General features: G+C 57.8%; 17 protein-coding genes. 8 read left to right on the top strand and 9 right to left on the bottom strand.

Going from position 1 to position 20022, the window contains the following annotated elements; translation table 11 throughout:
- Nucleotides 1–190: 190 nt before the first annotated feature.
- Nucleotides 191–604 (bottom strand): arsenate reductase family protein, encoded by a 414-nt coding sequence (locus tag XH96_RS33770; protein ID WP_092218296.1) that lies wholly within the window; start codon nt 602–604, stop codon nt 191–193.
- Between the two features lie 542 nt (nt 605–1146).
- Here XH96_RS33770 and nifH point away from each other — a divergent pair.
- The 7 genes from nifH (at nt 1147) to XH96_RS33735 (ending at nt 8793) form a co-directional block, all read left to right on the top strand.
- Nucleotides 1147–2031, top strand: coding sequence for a nitrogenase iron protein (gene nifH, locus XH96_RS33765; protein ID WP_092218329.1), 885 nt, complete (start codon nt 1147–1149; stop codon nt 2029–2031).
- A gap of 149 nt (nt 2032–2180) precedes the next feature.
- Entirely contained in the window at nt 2181–2972 is a 792-nt protein-coding gene (locus tag XH96_RS33760; RefSeq protein ID WP_194389711.1) for a nitrogen fixation protein NifQ, read from the top strand.
- Between the two features lie 217 nt (nt 2973–3189).
- Complete coding sequence (gene nifV / locus XH96_RS33755; RefSeq protein WP_371739909.1) at nt 3190–4380, top strand: homocitrate synthase; 1191 nt, start codon at nt 3190–3192, stop codon at nt 4378–4380.
- 318 nt (nt 4381–4698) lie between these two features.
- Complete coding sequence (gene nifW / locus XH96_RS33750; protein WP_092218295.1) at nt 4699–5040, top strand: nitrogenase stabilizing/protective protein NifW; 342 nt, start codon at nt 4699–4701, stop codon at nt 5038–5040.
- A gap of 988 nt (nt 5041–6028) precedes the next feature.
- Complete coding sequence (locus XH96_RS33745) at nt 6029–7138, top strand: electron transfer flavoprotein subunit alpha/FixB family protein (RefSeq protein WP_194389710.1); 1110 nt, start codon at nt 6029–6031, stop codon at nt 7136–7138.
- Between the two features lie 11 nt (nt 7139–7149).
- Complete coding sequence (locus tag XH96_RS33740) at nt 7150–8457, top strand: FAD-dependent oxidoreductase (protein ID WP_194389709.1); 1308 nt, start codon at nt 7150–7152, stop codon at nt 8455–8457.
- Between the two features lie 39 nt (nt 8458–8496).
- Nucleotides 8497–8793 (top strand): ferredoxin family protein, encoded by a 297-nt coding sequence (locus tag XH96_RS33735; protein WP_092218293.1) that lies wholly within the window; start codon nt 8497–8499, stop codon nt 8791–8793.
- Between the two features lie 230 nt (nt 8794–9023).
- Here the strand turns inward: XH96_RS33735 and XH96_RS33730 are convergent, their stop codons facing one another.
- Both XH96_RS33730 and XH96_RS33725 read right to left on the bottom strand, forming a co-directional pair.
- Entirely contained in the window at nt 9024–9572 is a 549-nt protein-coding gene (locus XH96_RS33730) for a carboxymuconolactone decarboxylase family protein (RefSeq protein ID WP_194389708.1), read from the bottom strand.
- A gap of 6 nt (nt 9573–9578) precedes the next feature.
- Nucleotides 9579–10133 (bottom strand): peroxiredoxin, encoded by a 555-nt coding sequence (locus XH96_RS33725; protein WP_092218291.1) that lies wholly within the window; start codon nt 10131–10133, stop codon nt 9579–9581.
- Between the two features lie 1148 nt (nt 10134–11281).
- On the opposite strand from XH96_RS33725, the gene XH96_RS33720 reads away from it, so the two are divergent.
- A complete protein-coding gene (locus tag XH96_RS33720; protein ID WP_194389707.1) occupies nt 11282–11689 on the top strand; it encodes a hypothetical protein in 408 nt (135 codons plus the stop codon).
- A gap of 78 nt (nt 11690–11767) precedes the next feature.
- On the opposite strand, the gene XH96_RS33715 is transcribed toward XH96_RS33720, so the two are convergent.
- The 6 genes from XH96_RS33715 to XH96_RS33690 all read right to left on the bottom strand — a co-directional run bounded on the left by XH96_RS33715 (nt 11768) and on the right by XH96_RS33690 (nt 19717).
- Nucleotides 11768–12442 carry a DUF2478 domain-containing protein gene (locus XH96_RS33715; RefSeq protein ID WP_194389706.1) on the bottom strand — a complete coding sequence of 225 codons (675 nt, stop codon included), beginning with the start codon at nt 12440–12442 and terminating at the stop codon, nt 11768–11770.
- Nucleotides 12443–12497: 55 nt separating this feature from the next.
- The gene (gene modC / locus XH96_RS33710; protein ID WP_194389705.1) at nt 12498–13622 is read right to left on the bottom strand and encodes a molybdenum ABC transporter ATP-binding protein; all 1125 of its coding nucleotides are present in this window, start codon (nt 13620–13622) and stop codon (nt 12498–12500) included.
- Nucleotides 13623–14773: 1151 nt separating this feature from the next.
- Nucleotides 14774–15844 (bottom strand): cytochrome-c peroxidase, encoded by a 1071-nt coding sequence (locus XH96_RS33705; RefSeq protein ID WP_194389704.1) that lies wholly within the window; start codon nt 15842–15844, stop codon nt 14774–14776.
- Between the two features lie 1798 nt (nt 15845–17642).
- Nucleotides 17643–17942 carry a hypothetical protein gene (locus XH96_RS33700; protein WP_246789870.1) on the bottom strand — a complete coding sequence of 100 codons (300 nt, stop codon included), beginning with the start codon at nt 17940–17942 and terminating at the stop codon, nt 17643–17645.
- 247 nt (nt 17943–18189) lie between these two features.
- Nucleotides 18190–18909, bottom strand: coding sequence for a hypothetical protein (locus XH96_RS33695; RefSeq protein WP_092218285.1), 720 nt, complete (start codon nt 18907–18909; stop codon nt 18190–18192).
- Between the two features lie 58 nt (nt 18910–18967).
- Complete coding sequence (locus XH96_RS33690) at nt 18968–19717, bottom strand: hypothetical protein (RefSeq protein ID WP_092218284.1); 750 nt, start codon at nt 19715–19717, stop codon at nt 18968–18970.
- Nucleotides 19718–20022: the final 305 nt, after the last annotated feature.

Here is a 20022-nt window from a genome sequence, read left to right as displayed (position 1 = left end):
AAAATGGAGCGAGCAGAGCGCAATTATGCCGCTAAGTTGCATAAGGATCACGGCCGCGAAGCGTCGAGATCTGTTCTGATCGTTATTCAATTCAAGAGAGTCCGGTCTCTTCAAGAAGCCGCAGAAAGCCGAGAGTGGGAGGCGTCATCTTTGGCTTGTTAGGCGCCCTGGGGGAGGCTTCTTCGTTTCCTCAGGTCTGCGGACAACGCGTGAGGTTTGCTTCGTGCAAGCATCCCTCGAGATTTTCTTGCGTCTTGCGGCCAAGCAGTGACAGCGCGGACTCATGATCGAGCCCGGCAAATCGTGCCCCGCCTATGTCGATCAGCAGTCGTCGTATCAGGAGCGGATCGCCCACCATCAATGCGAGTGCGCTTTCCGTGTCGATAGTATCGGGATTGACTTCGCCTGACTTGATACGTGCCGCAGCTCGGTTCAACCAGGAGCCGACGGGCATATGGCCGAAGAACCTACGTAACTCCTCCCCATCCCATGGCTCCTTCAAGATGTCTTGGGCTATCACGTCGGGGCCGGCGGACTTCAGCGCTTGAATCTGGCGCGCGTTAGTGGCGCAGCCGGGCTTCTGATAGAAGATGATTGTCGCCACGATATACCTATGTAGGCGCGCTGGAGCTGAACGATTGGCAAGCCGCGGCTGCTTCGGGAGCCCGTTCAATTTCTTCAAAGTCAGCGCACCAAGCGCCGTACCATGTATGCAACCTCACCGCTGGTGCGCCAGGTTTCGGGCCCGACTGGCATATTCACTATCCTGAGATCGGAGCAACTTCCGTTCCACAACTGAAGACATCGGAACAGGCGCGCCAAATCGGTGTTTTCGCGGTGATGATTGTAGTCGTTGTTAGTTTTCTGACAGCCGCGCAGATCCTGTTAGATCCAAAGCAGCCAGGACCTTGCTCACCAGCTAGTTGGTTTTCGGAAACGTAATCAGAAGGTTAAGGAGCGCGGTCAAGCGTTGGCACGGCGGTTGCTAAGAAGCGGCAGCAACACTGAGTGAGGGCTGAGTGCACGCCGACGCGTAAGACGAGCGATGTGCTCCTTCCCTAAACCCGTGTGCCCCGTTTCTGAGAGAGAAACAAGCTCGCGCGCAAGAAGCGCGCAACTTTGGCAAATCGGTTGATGGAGAGCAACATGTCTTCACTGAGACAAATCGCGTTCTACGGGAAGGGCGGCATCGGCAAGTCGACCACTTCGCAGAACACGCTGGCGGCGCTGGCTGAGATGGGCCAGAAAATCCTGATTGTAGGGTGCGACCCGAAAGCGGACTCGACCCGCCTGATTTTGCACGCCAAGGCGCAAGACACGATTTTGAGCCTTGCAGCGAGTGCCGGCAGCGTGGAGGACCTCGAGCTCGAGGACGTAATGAAGGTCGGCTACAAGGACATTCGCTGCGTGGAGTCTGGTGGTCCTGAGCCGGGTGTCGGCTGCGCCGGCCGCGGCGTCATTACCTCGATCAATTTCCTGGAGGAGAACGGCGCCTACGAAAACATTGACTATGTCTCATATGACGTGCTCGGCGACGTCGTTTGCGGTGGCTTTGCGATGCCGATCCGCGAGAACAAGGCGCAGGAAATCTATATCGTGATGTCCGGTGAAATGATGGCTATGTATGCCGCGAACAATATTTCCAAGGGAATCCTGAAATACGCAAACTCTGGCGGTGTGCGGCTGGGCGGTCTGATCTGCAATGAGCGGCAGACCGACAAGGAGCTGGAACTGGCGGAAGCGTTGGCCAAGAAGCTAGGCACTCAGCTGATCTACTTCGTGCCGCGCGACAACGTGGTGCAGCATGCCGAGTTACGCCGCATGACAGTGCTCGAGTATGCACCCGATTCCAAGCAGGCCGATCACTATCGCAATCTTGCGACCAAGGTTCACAAAAATGGCGGCAAAGGCATCATCCCGACTCCAATCTCCATGGACGAGCTCGAGGACATGCTGATGGAGCATGGCATTATGAAGCCCGTGGACGAATCCATCGTCGGCAAGACCGCCGCCGAACTCGCGGCCTCGTAAAGGTCGCGACTCGCGGCCTTGCGAAGGCGCGCGACGAATGCCGGTCTCCCTCACCGCCCATCCCGGGAGGCCGGCATTCTGACGATCGACCCTGATCAAAACCAGGATGCGGCAGCTCAAGCCAGACCATTGTGGAAACTCGCAAAATTATGTCCGAAGTGCACTTCCTTCCGTTGATGGCTGATTGTGCCGTTGAGGCCAACAGTCAGATGCACAGGGGAATTGCAACCTACCGCCTACTCACCGGTGTGCCTCCTGCAGATGCCGATATTGCCATTGACAGCAATTTCGATTGCCATGTCTTAGCGTCTATCTTGGCGGCTGCCACAATGGATGGTGGCTCCCTTCCCGAGAAGGCCGGCCTGTCCGGCCTTGAACTGGCGGCCTTGCTGGAGCAGTACTTTCCCTCGCTTGAGATCAAGCTCGCGGAGCAGCTCTCGGTTTTCAGGTGCGGAGGGGACGAAGAGATCGCAATGCTGCGCGATCTCTTGCTCAAGCAACGCTCGACGGAACGGGATATTGGCCGCTGGCTGGCTGCCATGATAGCGCGGCGCGCCATTGAGCCAGGCCATCTGTGGGAAGCTCTCGGCTTGCGCAATCGCGGCGAACTCTCCCGGCTGCTGAGCCGCCATTTCGCGCCGCTCGCCGCGCGCAATGTCAACAATATGCGCTGGAAGCGCTTCTTCTACCGCATGCTTTGCGAGAATGAAGGCCTCGTGATGTGCACGACACCCGTGTGCAACCAATGTGACGACTTCAACATCTGCTTCGGCGAAGAAAGCGGTGAGAGCCGGATGACCGAGCGCCGGCGGGATTTTCTGTTGCAGGCCGCTCGGCCGGTCGTTGCCGGTGACTGGCCATCTGAGCTGCCACAAGGGTCCGCGATCGCACCATCATCGGAGAAAGCCTCGCAGGATTTGGTAAGCCGCGCGGAAGGTTGAGGGCGCGGCCGACGCCGTTTCGAGCGAGCGACCATGTGTCCAAGGCGGCGGCGGGCTCAAGTGCTCCGCAACAATTCTCACATCCTGGCGTGCCGCAACTGCATTGAAGTTCGAACTCAGCGGGGCAATAGGCAAGGCGTCCGCTTCATGAGCCTGTCGCATTTACGACAATCCATTTGCTGAAGCTTAGGTCGGTCAAACAATGAGGAGCTCTCGCGTGATTGCCGCTAGCACCGCCGCAAAATCGTCTTGGTCCGACCAGGTGCGCGCCAAGCCCACCGTGCTCAACGACACGACATTACGCGACGGCGAGCAGGCACCTGGCGTTGCGTTCACCACAGAGGAAAAGCTAGCGATTGCGCAGGCGCTGGCGCGGGCCGGAGTCACGGAGATCGAGGCGGGAACGCCGGCGATGGGCAACGAGGAGATCTCCGCCATTCGCGCCATTGTCGAAGCAGATCTTCCGCTGACCACCATAGGCTGGTGCCGGATGCGAGAATCGGATGTCGACGCGGCCATCGAAGCAAGGGTATCCATGATCAATATGTCGATCCCGACCTCCGACGTCCAGATCGCGGCCAAGCTAGGTGGTCATCGCGACCTGGCGCTGGAACGGGTGAAGCGCCTGGTAGGCTATGCCCGTGCGCGCGGACTTGAGGTCGCCGTCGGTGGTGAGGACTCCTCCCGCGCCGACATCGATTTTCTCATCAGACTGATGGCAACTGCAAAAGCCGCGGGCGCGCGTCGCTTTCGTATTGCAGATACGCTCAGTGTGCTCGATCCCGACGCAACCTACGTGCTGGTCAGGAATTTGCGTGCGACCACCGATCTCGAACTCGAATTTCACGGTCACGATGATCTCGGACTCGCAACCGCCAACACGCTCTCCGCTATCAAGGCCGGCGTGAGCCACGCCTCAGTGACCGTCATCGGGCTGGGCGAGCGGGCCGGAAATGCCCCGCTCGAGGAAATCGCGGTCGCACTCAAACAGCTCTACGGGCGCGAGACTGGCATCATACTCCCGGAGCTCGAGAACGTCGCCGCGGTGGTTGCAGCCGCGGCCGCACGTGCGATTCCTGTGAACAAGGCCATCGTCGGAGAGCATGTATTTACGCACGAATCCGGCATTCATGTCGCTGGCCTTTTGAAGGATCAACGCACCTATCAATCGCTTGATCCCGTTTTGTTTGGCCGCTGCAACCGCTTTGTGATCGGCAAGCATTCCGGACTTGGGGCGATCACCGCGTTACTCGATGAACTGCAGCTCGTCGCCAACGCCGATCAAGCCAGACAGATTCTGTCGCGAGTCCGCAAATATGCCATCGAGCACAAGCGCTCGGTCGAGCGCGAAACCGTGGCGGCGATCTGGCGCGACGTGTGCGGATGCCTGGCAACCCACCCCGCGTGAAAAGCCGTGTCCAGCGGCGTTTGCGTAAACAGACGCGCCGCAAGGATGGCGTCCGATATCGCTGATGGGCCCGCACGGCGTCCAGCTTTCGCACGTCAGATCCCCTGGCGCGATCTCATCTCCAGATCTTACTTCCCGTTCCGCCATACATGCTGTGACCTCCTACCCAATGGCGAGCCGCCCCGCACTGCCAATCGGCGTCTTCTCGCGCTGAGTTCCGGTCCGGCGACCTCCTGACGAGCGTCAGCCTCGATCGTGGTTTGGCCATTGATCCCGCCAGCAGTTACCGTCCAGAGCTAATCCGAAGGAGAATTTTTCATGATCAACTCATCCCCGGCAGCCGGTATCCTGGATCGGCTCAGCAAGGCCTCATCGGCGGAGGATTTTTTTTCGCTACTTGGCGTCGATTACGACCCTAAAATCGTGAATGTCGCGCGCCTTCACATCTTAAAGCGCATGGGACAATACTTTGCAAAAGAGCAATTTGCTGGTGCCGCAGAGCCGGAAATCAGAGCTCGGTGCAAGGCGATGCTGGAGCGGGCCTATGCGGATTTCGTGGCATCGTCACCGATCGACCAGCGAGTGTTCAAGGTTTTGAAGGAGGGCGCCGCAGACCCTAAGAAGGCGGCGGCCTTTGTCCCATTGAGCGAGCTGAAGTGATCTAGCGTTCCACTGCAAGGTGTGCCCGACGGGGCACCGTGGCAACCCGATGTACGGCCTTCGTCTTTATCCGGGTCAACTCTCTGCAGCTATCACCCGAGCGGCGGCTGTCGTATTCCCGACCCATGTCTGGACTGGTCGTGTCCAGGTATCAGCGGATTTCAAGTGTCTGCCAAACCATTACTTTCGACGGACTTTCAGTGTTTTTTGCAACTGGTACGACACTTGCTGCTGTCCTGCCGACCCGATCGTCGATGCCGACGGATGGTAGTCGTCCGAGATGAGATTGAAGGAAGACCCATGATGCTGCTTTTAGTGCCTGCCGAGCCCTGCGCCATCATCTCGTGGCGTACGATCGCGCCAGGTCCGCTCGAAACGGTCTTTGACGCGATCAAGGCTCCATATGGACGGTGAGATGGTGGTCAATGGATAAGTCGCCCGATCGCGCTACACCTGGAGAGGGTATGCACAGCGTCGCCCGCATCAAATCGGCCCTGGATTTCGCTCAGATTTGTATCCAGCTCATGCTGGATAGCAACATGCGTCAGGAAGAGGGCCAACGTCGGCCCATACGGGCTGTCCGCGCTGGAGGCTCGGCATGGATCGCGTGACAGGTGCGTCGCCGGTATCGCGCTCGTCGTCACAGTCAATGTGGAGCTGGTGGGCGGAAACTGAGGCGCAAGTATTGCGCAGCGAACGGAATCGCCAACTCGGGCATGGAAGCGAATGGTCAGAATCACCGCGGCGCCCTGGCCACCGCGGTGGCGCTCGTCAAACGCGGCGCGCAAGCGTTCAGTGTGGAAGACCTCGCCAAATCCGGCCGGACCGGTACGTCTATCGCGACGACGCGTCTTGTTGTGAGGCCGGTCGGACCAAGCAGACGGGGCAGAGCAGCCGGCCACTTGCTGACCAAAAGTGATCTTCAATTAAGGAAGCTAAAAAGCAACCTGTGGCGCGGGCGCGCCTATCTTTGAGGGGAATTTAGAGTATGAGCAATGTCACCAGAACGATCATGCCGGCGCCGGCCGGGCGCGCAACAGCCAAAAAAGAACTGCCGGAGCACTTCAAGGCGTACAAGCACGTCTGGGTCTTCGTCGAGCTGGAGCGTGGCCAGGTGCATCCGGTTTCATGGGAGCTCATGGGTGCGGGCCGCAGGCTGGCCGACAGGCTAAAGGTGAATCTTGCCGCTGTCGTTATCGGTCCGGAAGGGCAGCACACACGTAACGCCGCGCTTGACGCCTTTTGCTATGGCGCCGATCTGGCCTACCTCGTGAGCGACAACGTTTTGTCGGATTACCGAAACGAATCCTATACCAAAGCGCTAACCGAACTCGTCAACACCTACAAGCCCGAGATCCTGCTGTTGGGGGCGACGACGCTCGGTCGCGATCTCGCAGGTTCCGTGGCGACGACTCTGTCGACGGGGCTCACTGCCGACTGCACCGCGCTCGACGTCGACGCCGATGGTTCGCTCGCGGCGACGCGTCCGACCTTTGGCGGCTCGCTGCTCTGCACGATCTATACCTTGAATTATCGTCCGCAGATGGCAACCGTCCGCCCGCGGGTCATGCCGATGCCTGAGCGCGTCGTACGCGATGCCGCTCGTATCATCGTCCATCCGCTCGGTCTTCTCGAAGATGATATTGCCACAAAGGTATTGTCGTTTCTACCCGACCGCGATGCAGAAACCTCCAATCTGGCCTATGCCGATGTCGTGGTTGCGGGCGGCCTGGGATTGGGATCGCCTGAGAACTTTCGGTTGGTGCGCGAGCTCGCAACTCTGCTTGGCGCTGAATATGGCTGCTCGCGTCCTCTGGTACAAAAAGGGTGGGTTACGTCTGACCGCCAAATCGGCCAGACGGGGAAAACCATCCGGCCAAAGCTCTATATTGCCGCCGGCATTTCCGGAGCGATCCAGCACCGCGTTGGCGTCGAGGGCGCGGATTTGATCGTCGCCGTCAATACTGACAAGAATGCTCCGATCTTCGACTTTGCCCATCTCGCGATCGTGAGCGACGCCATCCAACTGCTACCCGCGCTGACGGCCGCATTTCGCGCCCGCCTTTTGCCGAACTCGCGCGCCCGGATCGCGGTCTAGAGGAGATGATGATGATTGAAGAGAGATTCGATGCGATCGTGGTTGGAGCCGGTATGGCCGGCAACGCGGCGGCATTGACCATGGCTAAGCGCGGCATGAAGGTGCTGCAGCTCGAGCGGGGCGAATATCCAGGATCGAAGAATGTGCAGGGCGCCATCCTCTATGCCGACATGCTGGAAAAGCTTATCCCCGAGTTTCGAGAGGAGGCGCCGCTCGAACGTCACGTGATTGAGCAGCGGTTCTGGATGATGGACGATCGTTCCCATGTCGGCATGCATTACCGTTCAGACGAATTCAACGAGGAACGGCCGAACAGGTACACGATTATACGCGCCCAGTTTGACAAATGGTTCTCTTCCAAGGTGCGGGAGGCTGGCGCGACCTTACTGTGCGAGACGACCGTCACCGAGCTCGTACGGGACGAGCGTGAAAGAATCGTCGGTGTTCGTACAGATCGCCGAGACGGCGAAATACATGCCGATGTCGTCGTGCTGGCCGAGGGGGTCAATGGCCTGCTCGGGACGCGCGCGGGCCTGCGCGCGCGGCCGAGACCCGACAACGTTGCGCTCGCGGTGAAAGAGATGCACTTCTTGCCCCGCGAGACTATCGAGGCGCGCTTCAATCTCAAGGGCGATGAAGGCGTCGTGATCGAGGCGGCCGGTACCATTTCCCGCGGCATGACCGGAATGGGTTTCATCTATGCCAACAAAGAGTGCATTTCGCTGGGCATCGGTTGTCTCGTCGCCGACTTCCAGCGCACGGGCCAGACGCCATACGGCCTGCTCGATCAATTCAAGAGCCATCCCTCCGTGGCACCCCTGGTAGCAGGGTCCGAAGTCAAGGAGTATTCGGCCCATCTCATTCCTGAAGGCGGGTACAAGTCGATCCCGCAGCTGTATGGGGAAGGCTGGGTCGTAGTGGGCGATGCGGCCCAACTCAACAATGCCATTCATCGTGAGGGTTCCAATCTCGCGATGACTTCCGGCCGCATCGCCGCCGAAGCGATAGGTCTGGTGAAATCGCGCGGCGAGCCGATGAGTGCAGCAAATCTGTCGATCTACAAGAAGATGCTAGACGATTCCTTCGTCATCAAAGATCTAAAGAAGTACAAGGATTTGCCGCCCCTAATGCATACCCAGTCACAAAACTTCTTTCTCACCTATCCGCAGCTCATCTCCAAGGCGATGCAAAACTTCGTGCGCGTCGATGGTACGCCCAAGGCTGAGAAGGAGAAGGCGACCCTGAAATCCTTTGTCAAGGCGCGGTCATGGGCAGGTCTGTTCGGTGATGCTTGTCGTCTTGCCCGGGCCTGGCGCTGACCGCGACAGTTGTGAAGCCCAACAATGGAAGGTCAAAGCATGAATGTCGAATCGCCAGTCCGCGTCGAAGACAAGCTGTATTATAATCGCTATCTTGTCGACATCGGTCACCCTCACGTCAAGGTCCGTGCGCACACGACGCCATCGCCGCAGCTCCTTGCACTTTTGAAAGCCTGCCCAGCGCGATGCTACGAGCTAAACGACAACGGCCAAGTCGAGATAACAGTCGACGGCTGCATCGAGTGCGGTACCTGCCGCGTGATCGCCGAGCCCACCGGCGACATCGAATGGAGCCATCCGCGCGGCGGATATGGAGTGCAGTTCAAGTTTGGCTGATAGTGGAACAGAGCCGTGGTGCGACCGAGTTAGGCGATAGGGCTTCACCGCATCATTGGCGCATTCCGCGTCACTTGCGCGGCGCTGGGACGTCGAGCAAGACACTCTTCGGGGGAACGCCGCACAAGCCATAACGTGCAGATGTGCCGCTCGTTCGGGAGCCGCGAAGGACTGGTTGTGACCTCACTGAATGGCGCTACAACGTAGTCAACCGGACGGAAGAGGAAGGATCAGCCCCTCGCCTGAGAGGGGTCGGGCCCGGCGGCCTCGATTGCGATTGCCACTGACTGCATGATCGCGGCAAAGCGCACGGCGGTCTGGATCGCTTCGGAATTGACGCCCGCGGCTCTGAGTGTCTTCTCATGGGCATCGATGCAGGCACCGCAGCCGTTTATGGCGGAGACCGCAAGCGACCACAGCTCGAAATCGGACTTGTCCACGCCGGGATTGCCGATCACGTTCATACGCAGCCGTGGCGGCATCGTTTTGTATTCCGGGTTGGAGACAAGGTGAGCGAAGCGGTAGTAAACGTTGTTCATTGCCATGAGGCTGGCTGCGGCTTTCGCTGCGGCAATCGCCACAGATGTCATCACAGCGGACGCAGCCGATTCCATCGCGGCAATCAGGACTGCATTGCGAGTGGCAATCGCGCTCGCCAGCAGCAGCCCGTATTTTCGTTGTGGCGAAAGCGTCTCATCGGCCATCAAGGAGGTCAAGTTCAGCCTGACATCCTTCGCGAAATCGGGAATCTGGTCGCTTAGTTGTTTGATCGACGACATGCTGCCTCAAGCAACCTTCAAGGTTTCGCCGCCGATTTCGCGGTTGCAGGGACAGAGCTCGTCGGTTTGCAGCGCGTCTAGAACGCGGAGCGTGTCCTTAGGACTGCGCCCGACGCTGAGATTCGTCGCATAGACGTGCTGGATCGTATTTTGGGGGTCAACAATAAAGGTGTAACGATAGGCAACCCCTTCGGGTGAACGCACGCCAAGACCGTCGACGAGCGTTCCCTTTGTGTCGGCAAACTGCCAGATTGGAAGTTCGTGTAGGTCGACATGTGAGCGCCGCCAAGCGAGCTTGCAAAACTCATTGTCGGTCGAACCACCCAGTACCACCGCGTCGCGGTCGGCGAATTCCTTGGAAAGCCGGGCAAACTCAGCGATCTCTGTCGGGCAGACGAAGGTAAAATCCTTGGGATAGAAGAAGATGATCTTCCATTTTCCTGGAAAGCTCGCTTCGGTCAGCGTCTCGAATGCACTCTGTCCTCCTTCTTCCTGAGCTTGAAAACCGGGCTTCACGCCTGTGATTTCGAACGGCGGCAACTGACTTCCAATTCCGAGCATGCTGTCCTCACAAATTCGCTCTCTGTAGAAGGTGGCTTCACTGTTGAAGCAAGCTATGTGCCATGCGTTCTCAGGAGTGGAGTCCAGCGGCTTTGATACAGGCATACCCGGGCGCTTGGAGCGTCGATCCGAGAAAAATCTGTAGCCAAGCGCTTCCTTACCAAGGCTCATGAAAACAGTCTTGCTTTGCGCGGCCGCCTGAGATGTTCGCACTGCAAGCGTCTGGGCAAAGACCGTTCTGCGTCCCTTAGAGCAAACTTCCTCATCTCGCCATCAATGTGATAATTGATTGCCGGCCTGCCGAGATCTAATGGAAATATGGAACCTGACGAGGCGCGAGGTTCGTAGCATCTAGCGCAAACAAGAGCGGCTGTATCGCCGCGACAACAGATTGCGCCAGTAAGGCCAGATGCTCGCGGCTACCAAACAAGGTGCGAGTAATCATAGGCTACGGCGCTTCGCGCATTGAGGCGCTTCAAGCGGCGCTAGATCGCCAGGCTCGAGGGTTTGCCGGATCCTGAAACGCTTCAAAGCCAACCGGGCTCGCCTTCGGCGGCGATTGGGGCTTGGACTCTACGTGGCGTCAGGTTGTACAGTCTGGATCATACATGCGGCGATCACTCTGAAGCTCCTTTATGAGAAGGAGAGACCTCAATGTCTCAAGATCTTAGGTGCGTTAGGCATGTGGCTGTGCAGGCACGACCCGATTTGTCGGGGATGTGAGGGCATTGGCGTGAAGAATCGAATGCGAAGCGGGACGTTCCGTTGCAAGTATCAAATCACGGTGGGTCTTCCAGCGGCAATTGATCAGCCCAATCTCGATCCAGATGTGCGGCATGCGGCCTTGCCCGGGGGGAGTAGTGCACGAACGCCGTTGCTCTTGGAATGAGGCAAGTTGGCTTGAGTTTATCTTGGACTGTTTTCGGCGTTTTCGGCTTTACGATGCCACTCAGGAGCGGGCGCTCTGCTGCAGAAGGTTGGGCAGGTGTGAGTAGTGCACGAGCTTGGTGCGGCGTGTGATGGAGGTCTCGTTTGTTCAGGCATCGATCTCGTCGGTCGGGTTTTTTGAGCTGGATTCCACATGGTCGGTGCACACGAGTGTGACTCTGGGGCGGCTATGAAGAGTTATGCCATCTAGGGAGAGTGGTATGGAGCCGGGTTATAAGGATCCGAACTATTGGATGCGCTGGTGCGCCGAGCAACATGAGCAGCGTGCGCAAGAGGCCGATGCCGAGCCTCCGGATCAAGCTGGCCTCGAGCAGCAGTTGGACGAGCTGCAGCTCCGCTCTTCTGAGCAGAGTTTGCCTGAGGCGAGTTCCCCCGAGGCTCCAGCCGCCCGGTCGCATGAAAATATCCGCCGTAAGGATATTGGTGGTTCGATTCCGGTGCCGCCAAGGTCCAACCTGCGGTACAGTTCCTTCAGCAGCACGCGTTATAGCGTCGATGTTCCGCACGCTCATCTTGGCTCGGCCGCAACCGATTACCAATCTGACTTGCGGGACAAGGCCGTTCAGCAGCATGCGCTACACAGCGCCGCTGAACGGGCAGCTGGTTGAGCTCTCGCCATAGAAGGACCGCAATCGGCACGTTCGCAAGGCATCGCGGGACGCAGAGCGTGGGAGCGGACGCAAGAGCTAAGGCTGTTTTCGGAGGCGGCGAAAGAGCCCGATGGGCGATTTCGGGGACGAAGTTGTCGACAGTCTCATCGTCGTCATCAAGCGATCCGGTATCATCGTCCCCAAATAACCGGAGCTGGTGCTGATGGCCCCGCGCGCCCGGCGCCTTGAGATCTCGCGCCACCACTGCTCCAAGGATTGACGATCACAAGGCAGCAGCGTGCTAACGCCCGCGGTGAAGGTTCGCCAGTCGGCAAGGCGTTTTTTCGGAACGGCTGTCAGGACTGGTACGCCTTGGGTGATCGCGTCAACGAATTCGGCGCGCAGGCCCCGGCCAGCGGCTTCTTGTTTGGCGAATTTGTTGATCACGAGAAGATCGATCTTTTTGCGAAGTGCCTGGGAAACGACAGCTGCGGCCTCGGCAAGCCCATTTGTATCGAGATTACAGGACATAGCTCCGCTGCCGAGTGGCTGGGAAATCGAGATCTCTTGTCCTGTCGCAACGTCGATTGCGAGCATGACGTGCGTGCCATTTGCGCATCTCGCGTGTCGCTGCACGATGCCGTCGATGCGTACCCCTTGCTGCGCGATATCCTGCGCGAAATCGGCGAGTAGCCTATCCACATCGTCTTTTGGACGGTAGAGAATAGCCCCCACACTATTCGGATCTATCTCATCCAGATTATCGATCACGGCCGGGTTCCTGTTTTATGTGTTTCTCGTATCGGGGCAATGCTGTCGAACGGTCTCATGCGGATCGTGGCAGGCGTTGCAAGCACCGCTCGGCAGCCGCTAGCGGAACGGCGCGCGCGACCTCCGCAAAAACGTTCGCCCCATTGCTGAGCCGTAGCGCATCAAAGGAGCGGCGCGTGATGCGCGCCAACAGCGGCACGCCGGAACGGCCAGTTTCAAGAGCCAGAGCCAAGGTGACCTCCGCCTCGTTGAACGGCAGAAAGGCTTTGATGCGTGCCGGAAATACATTGAGAATAGAGCTTGCACGTGGGGGCTCGCACGCGATGCTGACATCGCCGGCTGCGATGCGCAGCCGCAGCTGCGCGCCCGGTCTAAGCGGCACTCCAGGTATCAGAAGGCGCGCCCCGTTGAGGCGAAGCATGATCAGCCCATAGCGCCCGTCATAACCGCCGACCAAGGTATCAAGACAGACTGCCGCTTCGCCGCGCCCGGCTAGCGCCGGATCGCTCTGAACGACGTTGAGCGGCCCGGCCGCAGTCACGACGCCATCTTTCATCATGACAAGATGATCGGCAAAACGCTCGATGTCAGCGTAATCCTGGGTGATGTAGATCATCGGCAATGGGAGCTTTTCCCGCATGCGCTCGAGAAATGGCAGGATCTCGCATTTGGCGGCGCGATCGAGCACAATGAGTGGATCGTCTAGCAAAAGTAGCTGGGGCTGGCCCAACAGCGCGCTGCCAAGGGCAAGTCGCTGTCGCTCGGCCGCGGAAAGATGTGACGGCGAACGCTCGAGCAGCGGTGACAAGTCGAGCAATTCGACCACTCCATCAAAATCGATTAGTGTTGGTGTCGATGTTGACGCCTTGTATAGGAGGGTGCGCCGTACAGACCAATGAGAAAGAGGAATTGGTGGTCGGAATAGATATGCGACGGGACGCAGATGAGGCGGTCGAAAGGTCGTCTCATCCTGCCAAATCTCTCCATCGACCGCACAAAATCCAGTCGGCACATGCTGCACGCCAGCGATGCAGCGCGCGAGTGTGGTCTTGCCGCACCCGGGCGGACCAAAAATTGCCGTGACGCCTTTGGCCGGCAGCCTGAATTGCGCATCTAACGGAATGTTCGCGAGAGAGCCGTTGAACGCAACCTCAATATAGCCCGCTTTTGCTTCTCTCATGAACCTGCGCCTGTGCTGTGTCTTCCCATCCAAGTCACGAGCACAATCGCTGCAACAGAGATGATCGCCATGCCTCAGATAATCCGGCCTGTGCCGCTCCAGCACGGCGTCTCTGCTCGCCTGAGGGCGTAAGCTGCGGCGGCGGACTGCAGATCTGTGTTAAGATCAGAGGCTTCTTGAGCATCTCCGCGCCGCGACGATCGTGACAGTCGGACGCTGCCCAGTGCGCTTGCCAATGAGAGGCAAAGCGCCTGTCCCTTAGCGCGAGGTTTTCAGCCTGCTTCGCCGGTCCGGCGGCTTCTGCTGAATGTCCAAATTGCGCGGCTTGAGAGGTTTGGCGGTAAAGATGTCGGCTCAGGCCAGAGCTGAATACTGGCTCGGGGCCGGAAATCCGCATCAAGGATCCCACGGCTTTGCTAGCCGATTTGAAGTGTGCGCCGGGAGCCACGGTCATGGCTTCTGCATTCTCGGGTGCGAGCACATCAAAGCCAGATCGATCAGGATGAATCGGATAAATCTCATTGAAACTCCGGCTCCCCGCGCTCCTTCCTTGGCGGCGACTGGTTGATTCCTACCCAGCAATCCGCGTGCCGTTTCAAGGAATTTCTGCGCGTCTTGCGGCAAGCGAGGTTTTGTATCGGTCTTCACCCGACGTCTTAAGTCGCCGCATCTTATTGTAGGACTGTGGACGCTCGCGTCGCCATGCGCACATGTAGGAGCTACCACATGGAATCTGAGGATGATCCGTCGCCTTTTGGATTGGGGATGGTGCTGTGGCGAACATGAGCGTAAAACTCGTCAATGAGGGACAAGTGCATGCCATCCGATCTGGCGCACGTTCCGATCTGTGCGGAGGAGAAGGTCGGGGGCCGGGCGCTTGAAAAAAGGGCTGATGTGAGATGATATGCGGTGCCCGCGAGCTACTGCACAACGTCTTGCTAGCAGCACGGGTTACGGACATATTTCAGGGCGCGCGGGCCTTCGTCGACTCGCGAGACGACGCGGGATTGAGCTGCCCAAGATGGGATGACTTGACCGGCCCCTAAGGAACCCTGGCGTCGGCGACGAACGGGTTGGGGCTCGACGCCCGCAATTTGCGGCCTGCTGAATGCTCCAGCTTGGACCGCATAGCGTGTCGCTATCCTGAAGGCCTATTTGTCTAAGGAGGGCTTTGGCGTTGCAATGGTGCGCGTGGGCAGTATCGGGTACTCGATCTTCGGCAGCTGTCCGGTGAGCGAATTCAGAAAGGCGACAATTTCGTCAGTTTCTTCATCGCTGAGCTCTGCTCCAAGCTGAACCTCACTCATCACGCCGACCGCTTGCTTAAGACTCCAAACCTGACCAGAATGAAAGTAGGGCGGACGCAATGCGACGTTGCGCAACGGCGCCGAGCGGAAAACATACTCGTCGCCGAGGTCCTTGGTGACGGCAAAACGACCTTTGTCCTCCTTTGGAAGCTGGCTTTCGGCTGGCCTTTTGATGATGCCGAAGCGAAAATAATCCTGTCCGCCGACGTTGATTCCGTTGTGACAAGACGAGCATCCCTTTTCGATGAATAGCTTTAGCCCGGCTTTCTGCTGATCGTTGAGAGCATACTCATCGCCCTCGAGGTACTGATCGAAGGGGGCGTGGGGAGTAATCAAGGTCGCTTCGAAAGCCTCGATGGCCTTGGCGAAGTTTTCAAACGTAAGGGGCACCGCTTCGTTGGGAAAAGCCTTACTGAACATAACGACATAATCGGTCATTGAATTCAATGTGCTGAGTACGCGATCGGCCGTCGCATTCATTTCGACGCTGGCCTGGACAGGGCCTGCTGCTTGCGCCTTGAGATCCGCCGCTCGCCCATCCCAGAACTGCGCCACGTTGAAGACTGCGTTATAGACTGTTGGCGCACGACGAGACCCCAGCTGCCAGCGATGACCAATCGATCTCGGGCCGGCATCTACCCCGCCCGTCCCAAGGTTATGACACGTGTTGCAGCTGATAACTCCGCTTGCAGATAGCCTCGAATCGAAAAACAAGGATTTGCCAAGCGTGACCTTTTCATGGGTGATAGGATTGTCCTTCACCGCTGGAACGACTGAGGGAATCGGCTTGAAAATCCGCTTGGCGGCGCGCATCAGATCCTCATTGGCGCCGGCTGCTGGGGAAACCAGAATGGCTGACGCCACAACACTTAACCTGCAGGCCCTGGAAAGCTCGCTTAACACTATTTTCCTCATGTGATGTCTCGCTTTTCTCCTAGATCCTGGAATCGCAAACATAGCGCTCGGTCCGCGTCCGCCCCCAGAACGACGTGCAGCAGTCAACGAATGGTGTCTTCCGTATGCTAGGCTAGGCTGCACCCAGGCCGACGCTCCGCCGGTGCTATAGCAACCGGCGTGCCAGGGCCCAAGGGCGAAGCCTGATGGGCTGGTTTCATGCAATTGCGCACTGTGAATTGCAGCGAGCGGCTTGAGGCTGTCGAATCGACGGTACGTGACGGGGGCGACAAATCATCATCCAGCCACAGGAATCCCGGCCTGTCGGTTCCAAGCCTCCGTGCTTCTCGGAAACTCACCCGTACGGCACTATTTGACTCTGCAGGTCAGCTGGCTGAAACCGCGAACAAAGCGAGCTGCGCCGGCGCAGCTTGTCGCTGCTCGCCTCGATGCGTGCGCTTTGAGCCTTCCACCCCCACACTAAGCTGATCGCCACCAACATCGGTGACGTTCCTACCTGAAGGGCCGTCAGTCAGGCGTGCAGTTGTCGGGAGTTCGTCCTACTGCCACCAATGTGGGTAAGCCCGTCTCAGCACGTATTCACACGTGCCGGACGCTCAAAGTGCTTGAATCGACCGTGGCGTCAGGTTGTAGGCATTGCGAAGCAGAACGCCACCGGGGAGACAGCATCGCCACACATGCTCTAAACGGCCGATCTTGTCGTACCTCCGTCTTCGCATGAGCGCGTTGCGCGTGGCGGGACGATGATTCGGAGGCCGTAATCATTGCGGCTGCCCCGCAGCAGGCTCGATCATGGCTGCCGAGGCGCCCAATCCGGCAAACAGATTTCGCTCGCGGGGCAAAGAATAATAGTGAAGGATATGCGGCTTAAGACAGGTTTGGTGAATCAAGAGCGACGAATGAGCTGGATTTGCAATGCGCATTGCTGTGCATCCGCCCTCGCTGCGATCGTGATCGCGATCGCAGCCACGTGGTGCACAGAACAAGCTCGTGCGCGAGATCGTGGGGCCGAGCAAGTCTTAATGTCATGCAGACTAGACGTGATGCGCTTCTGTGACCGCTTTAGAGGGCCTAGCGATGTGGAGGTAGCCATCTTTTGCCTTAGGGACAATTTCAAGAATTTACGCGGCGAATGCCGCCGCATGATGCCAATTGCGGCGGAGAGAAACGAAGGACCAAGACGGCGTCTCAATAGGCTTCCGGTCGTCCTCCATCGAGAGTGAGGCGTCCGAGTGGCAGTTGCAGAAACTGAGCGACAGTGAGGTGTTCAGACCTACGGGCCAGAGTTTGGCCAGCGTGGCCTAAAGTCGATCGGGCTGAAGCATCAGCCGGCCGCGCCGCAGTTCATCTATCCGGGGGCTGAGCTCCGTGAATCGATTAGCCCCGTTCAGCGATCGATGTGCGCCCACGCGTGATACGAGATTGCAATGCGCTCTGAACTTCAATTTCGTACTGAAGCAGTTGCGTTCTTCAGCGCTGCAGCGATCCGCCGACTTTGGGCCCGCCGTGAGATTGCCATCGGCTTGGTCGTAGCTGGTCGGAAGGACAATCTGCGTAACTGCGGTGGTTACGGCAGGACATCTGCAGGAATTCGTGCTGCCCATCAATCTATGGCGTTGCGGTCGGCAACCAAGTATTTTCCGGCAGGTGGCTAAGTCGGCTATAACTGGCAAAACGTCGCCGGAACGTTAGCGTTGGAGGTTGTTCCGTCGTGCTCTTCGTCAGGTTTCTCAGCTGGAGAATAGCCTGGTTTCGACTGCCGGGCTCAAGATACAGATAGAGCAGGAAACCTCTTTTGTTATCCGCCCATCGACTTCCCGAAGGAACTGCTTGATGCCATTGCGGCGTTGCCGATGGGTGCTTCAAGGGAATCAGTTTGCCCGATCGTGATGCTCTTGGCCGAATACCGTTTCGGGCTCAAGGTCAAAGGAAACGCCGTCGACAAGAGCCGTTCAAAGGCAGAAAGTTGTTCAACCAGACGATTCTCAACGGCCTCGCGCTCCGCGCCAGGTAGGTCCGTTTTAAGGAGTCGACGGCACCGCCAGATTTCGCTCCGCAGCGATCTGATCTCACTTAATGCATCATCAATTGAAGTCATCACAGATGCTTCGTCCCTGGAGTATCAAGCATAGCGATGGTCATCGAGCGGCCATTCCTTGGCTCCGCATTCCTGCCGAATAATTGCATCCGAAGACTCGCGACTTTCCCGCCCGTTCGTTCGGTGAGCAAAGATGCGCAGTCCACTGAAGGGTCGTAAATCGCAATTCATGCGTGCGAGACCGTTGAGAGCGCCATCGAAGACCAACCCATAGGCCGGACGAATAGATGGTAGGCAGATCGGAATCTCAAGTGGCTCTTGTGCAACGTAGGCTGTCGATATCCGTGCCCCGAGGTCGATAGACCTTTCTCAGCATCACACTCGTATCCAGATCGCGAAACATGCTGTAGTTCCGTCGAATCCATTGATGCAGCTCGGTGGACCAGTCATTCTCGTTGCGTAGATATCCAGTGAATGAAAAGCCAAGCCGGTCTATATATCTCTTGAGGAACAGCGGAAGAGCGGGAATCCGAAGCACCCGCTCGCCATCCATCGCTTCAGGTAATTCGCTACGAAGCACGAATTCATTGTGGACGATGACCAGCGATGCCGCCGGAATTCGCCGCCGCAGCATTTCATAACCGCGAAAGGAGATGCGGTCAGCGCCCGCGATGAAGAGAATGATGGGCGCGACATAGCAGCGCGCCGTCTCCTTCATGAAGCCGATCTCTTCGCACATCCTGAAGAATTCGTCGAAGGCGTGAAAGCCGAGATCGATTACCTTGGCTACCCGGTCGTGGATGATAAGAGGGTCCATCAGCTGCATCTTGCCATAAGTGTCGGTCACATCCGCGGTCTCCGTGATGTTGGGGAGGTAGTCGAGCAACGACGGCTCTTTCAAGTTGACATCAAACGACAGTGCTGTGCCATTTTTCAGCAGCAAGAACTCGCTCATGGCCCGAGCGATGAGAGTTTTACCGACCTGCGGGCTAGGAGAGCAAATGATGTAGATGGGGGTCGCTAACATAGCCGGCAGATCAATTTCGTTTCGTACGTGGGCCCGACCTGAGCTCGCCGATATGCGACTACTTCTCGCCGGCCCGGGTGGCGGACTTGGCGCCGGCCAATTCCGTCAAGTTGATGCGATCAAATTCGCTCCAGACATTTGCCAGCCAGTGACGGACATAGCCGCGCAGCACGAAGGAGTTGTTCGCGGGTTCATCGTTCCGCCCCTTGTTCGCGACGAAGTCTATGAATGGGACGGATGCGACTTCCACCTGCTCATAAGCCATCTCGTTAAGCTTCGGTATGACCAACTCAGTCGCATGTTTGATGCGGTGAAAATAGGAATTATAGGTCGCTTGATCCCACTGGAAGAATTGAGTGTCGTTGATGAAGTTCTTGACTAGGTAGTACTTTGCGCCGTTCATGAAGGTCGCGGTCTCCGCGATCTCGTCTAACGAAGCGATGGATGATCCCAGGATATGGAACACCGCGAACGTTATCTGGCCAGACCGCGCCGAGTCCAGAAATCCGATGTCGCGCAAGGAAGCCAGCGCGGAGGACAGTAAGCCTGCGCGAGCATCAATGACAGTAACGGACAGCCCTGAGTTCAGGGTATCGAAGATCTTCATCTGGTCCGCTGTCACCGTCATGTCAACGATCTCGGTGATCTCGGGATAAAAGCGCTTCAGCGTTCCCCGAGGCGACTCCGTGTCGAATGCGCGTGTTTGCACGTTGTTGACGCTGAAGTAGTCCAGTAGCGTTCGTGATACGGTCGTTTTGCCGACTCCTCCCTTGTCCGCACCTACCACAATTACAACTGGCTTCACCATGGAAATCTCCTGAGACACTTGCTATTGCCGCGCGCAAATTGCGCAACCGGCGCGTCTCTGCTTTGGGTGCGAACATGGCAGAAAGAAGGGGCAATGACTCTTCGGACGCGAGAGCTCTTCAACCGATGAACATTGTCAACATCAAGCGAGTGACGTCCTTAGATGGCAACGACAACGCACACCGCGAATGGGGAGTGAATCACTTGTGGTGGTGATCTACGTGAGGTTTGTAAGCGGCTGAAAAGGCGCCAAGAACCAGCGGTATGCCTGTGGTCGTCGCATCGCCATAGGTTATCTATCGACGC

The organism is Bradyrhizobium sp. CCBAU 51765 (genome assembly GCF_015291725.1).
GTDB classification, from domain to species: Bacteria; Pseudomonadota; Alphaproteobacteria; order Rhizobiales; family Xanthobacteraceae; genus Bradyrhizobium; species Bradyrhizobium liaoningense.
This window is presented reverse-complemented; position numbering and strand designations above follow the sequence as displayed.

What these genes read in the sequence shown, in the direction of transcription:
- XH96_RS33745 (WP_194389710.1), top strand. Translation starts at nt 6,029, where the DNA reads ATGAGCAATGTCACCAGAACGATCATGCCGGCGCCGGCCGGGCGCGCA.
- XH96_RS33735 (WP_092218293.1), top strand. Translation starts at nt 8,497, where the DNA reads ATGAATGTCGAATCGCCAGTCCGCGTCGAAGACAAGCTGTATTATAAT.
- XH96_RS33740 (WP_194389709.1), top strand. Translation starts at nt 7,150, where the DNA reads ATGATTGAAGAGAGATTCGATGCGATCGTGGTTGGAGCCGGTATGGCC.
- XH96_RS33700 (WP_246789870.1), bottom strand. Translation starts at nt 17,942, where the DNA reads ATGACTTCAATTGATGATGCATTAAGTGAGATCAGATCGCTGCGGAGC.
- modC (WP_194389705.1), bottom strand. Translation starts at nt 13,622, where the DNA reads ATGAGAGAAGCAAAAGCGGGCTATATTGAGGTTGCGTTCAACGGCTCT.
- XH96_RS33705 (WP_194389704.1), bottom strand. Translation starts at nt 15,844, where the DNA reads ATGAGGAAAATAGTGTTAAGCGAGCTTTCCAGGGCCTGCAGGTTAAGT.
- XH96_RS33730 (WP_194389708.1), bottom strand. Translation starts at nt 9,572, where the DNA reads ATGTCGTCGATCAAACAACTAAGCGACCAGATTCCCGATTTCGCGAAG.
- XH96_RS33695 (WP_092218285.1), bottom strand. Translation starts at nt 18,909, where the DNA reads ATGTTAGCGACCCCCATCTACATCATTTGCTCTCCTAGCCCGCAGGTC.
- XH96_RS33690 (WP_092218284.1), bottom strand. Translation starts at nt 19,717, where the DNA reads ATGGTGAAGCCAGTTGTAATTGTGGTAGGTGCGGACAAGGGAGGAGTC.
- XH96_RS33720 (WP_194389707.1), top strand. Translation starts at nt 11,282, where the DNA reads ATGGAGCCGGGTTATAAGGATCCGAACTATTGGATGCGCTGGTGCGCC.
- XH96_RS33725 (WP_092218291.1), bottom strand. Translation starts at nt 10,133, where the DNA reads ATGCTCGGAATTGGAAGTCAGTTGCCGCCGTTCGAAATCACAGGCGTG.
- nifW (WP_092218295.1), top strand. Translation starts at nt 4,699, where the DNA reads ATGATCAACTCATCCCCGGCAGCCGGTATCCTGGATCGGCTCAGCAAG.
- XH96_RS33760 (WP_194389711.1), top strand. Translation starts at nt 2,181, where the DNA reads ATGTCCGAAGTGCACTTCCTTCCGTTGATGGCTGATTGTGCCGTTGAG.
- nifH (WP_092218329.1), top strand. Translation starts at nt 1,147, where the DNA reads ATGTCTTCACTGAGACAAATCGCGTTCTACGGGAAGGGCGGCATCGGC.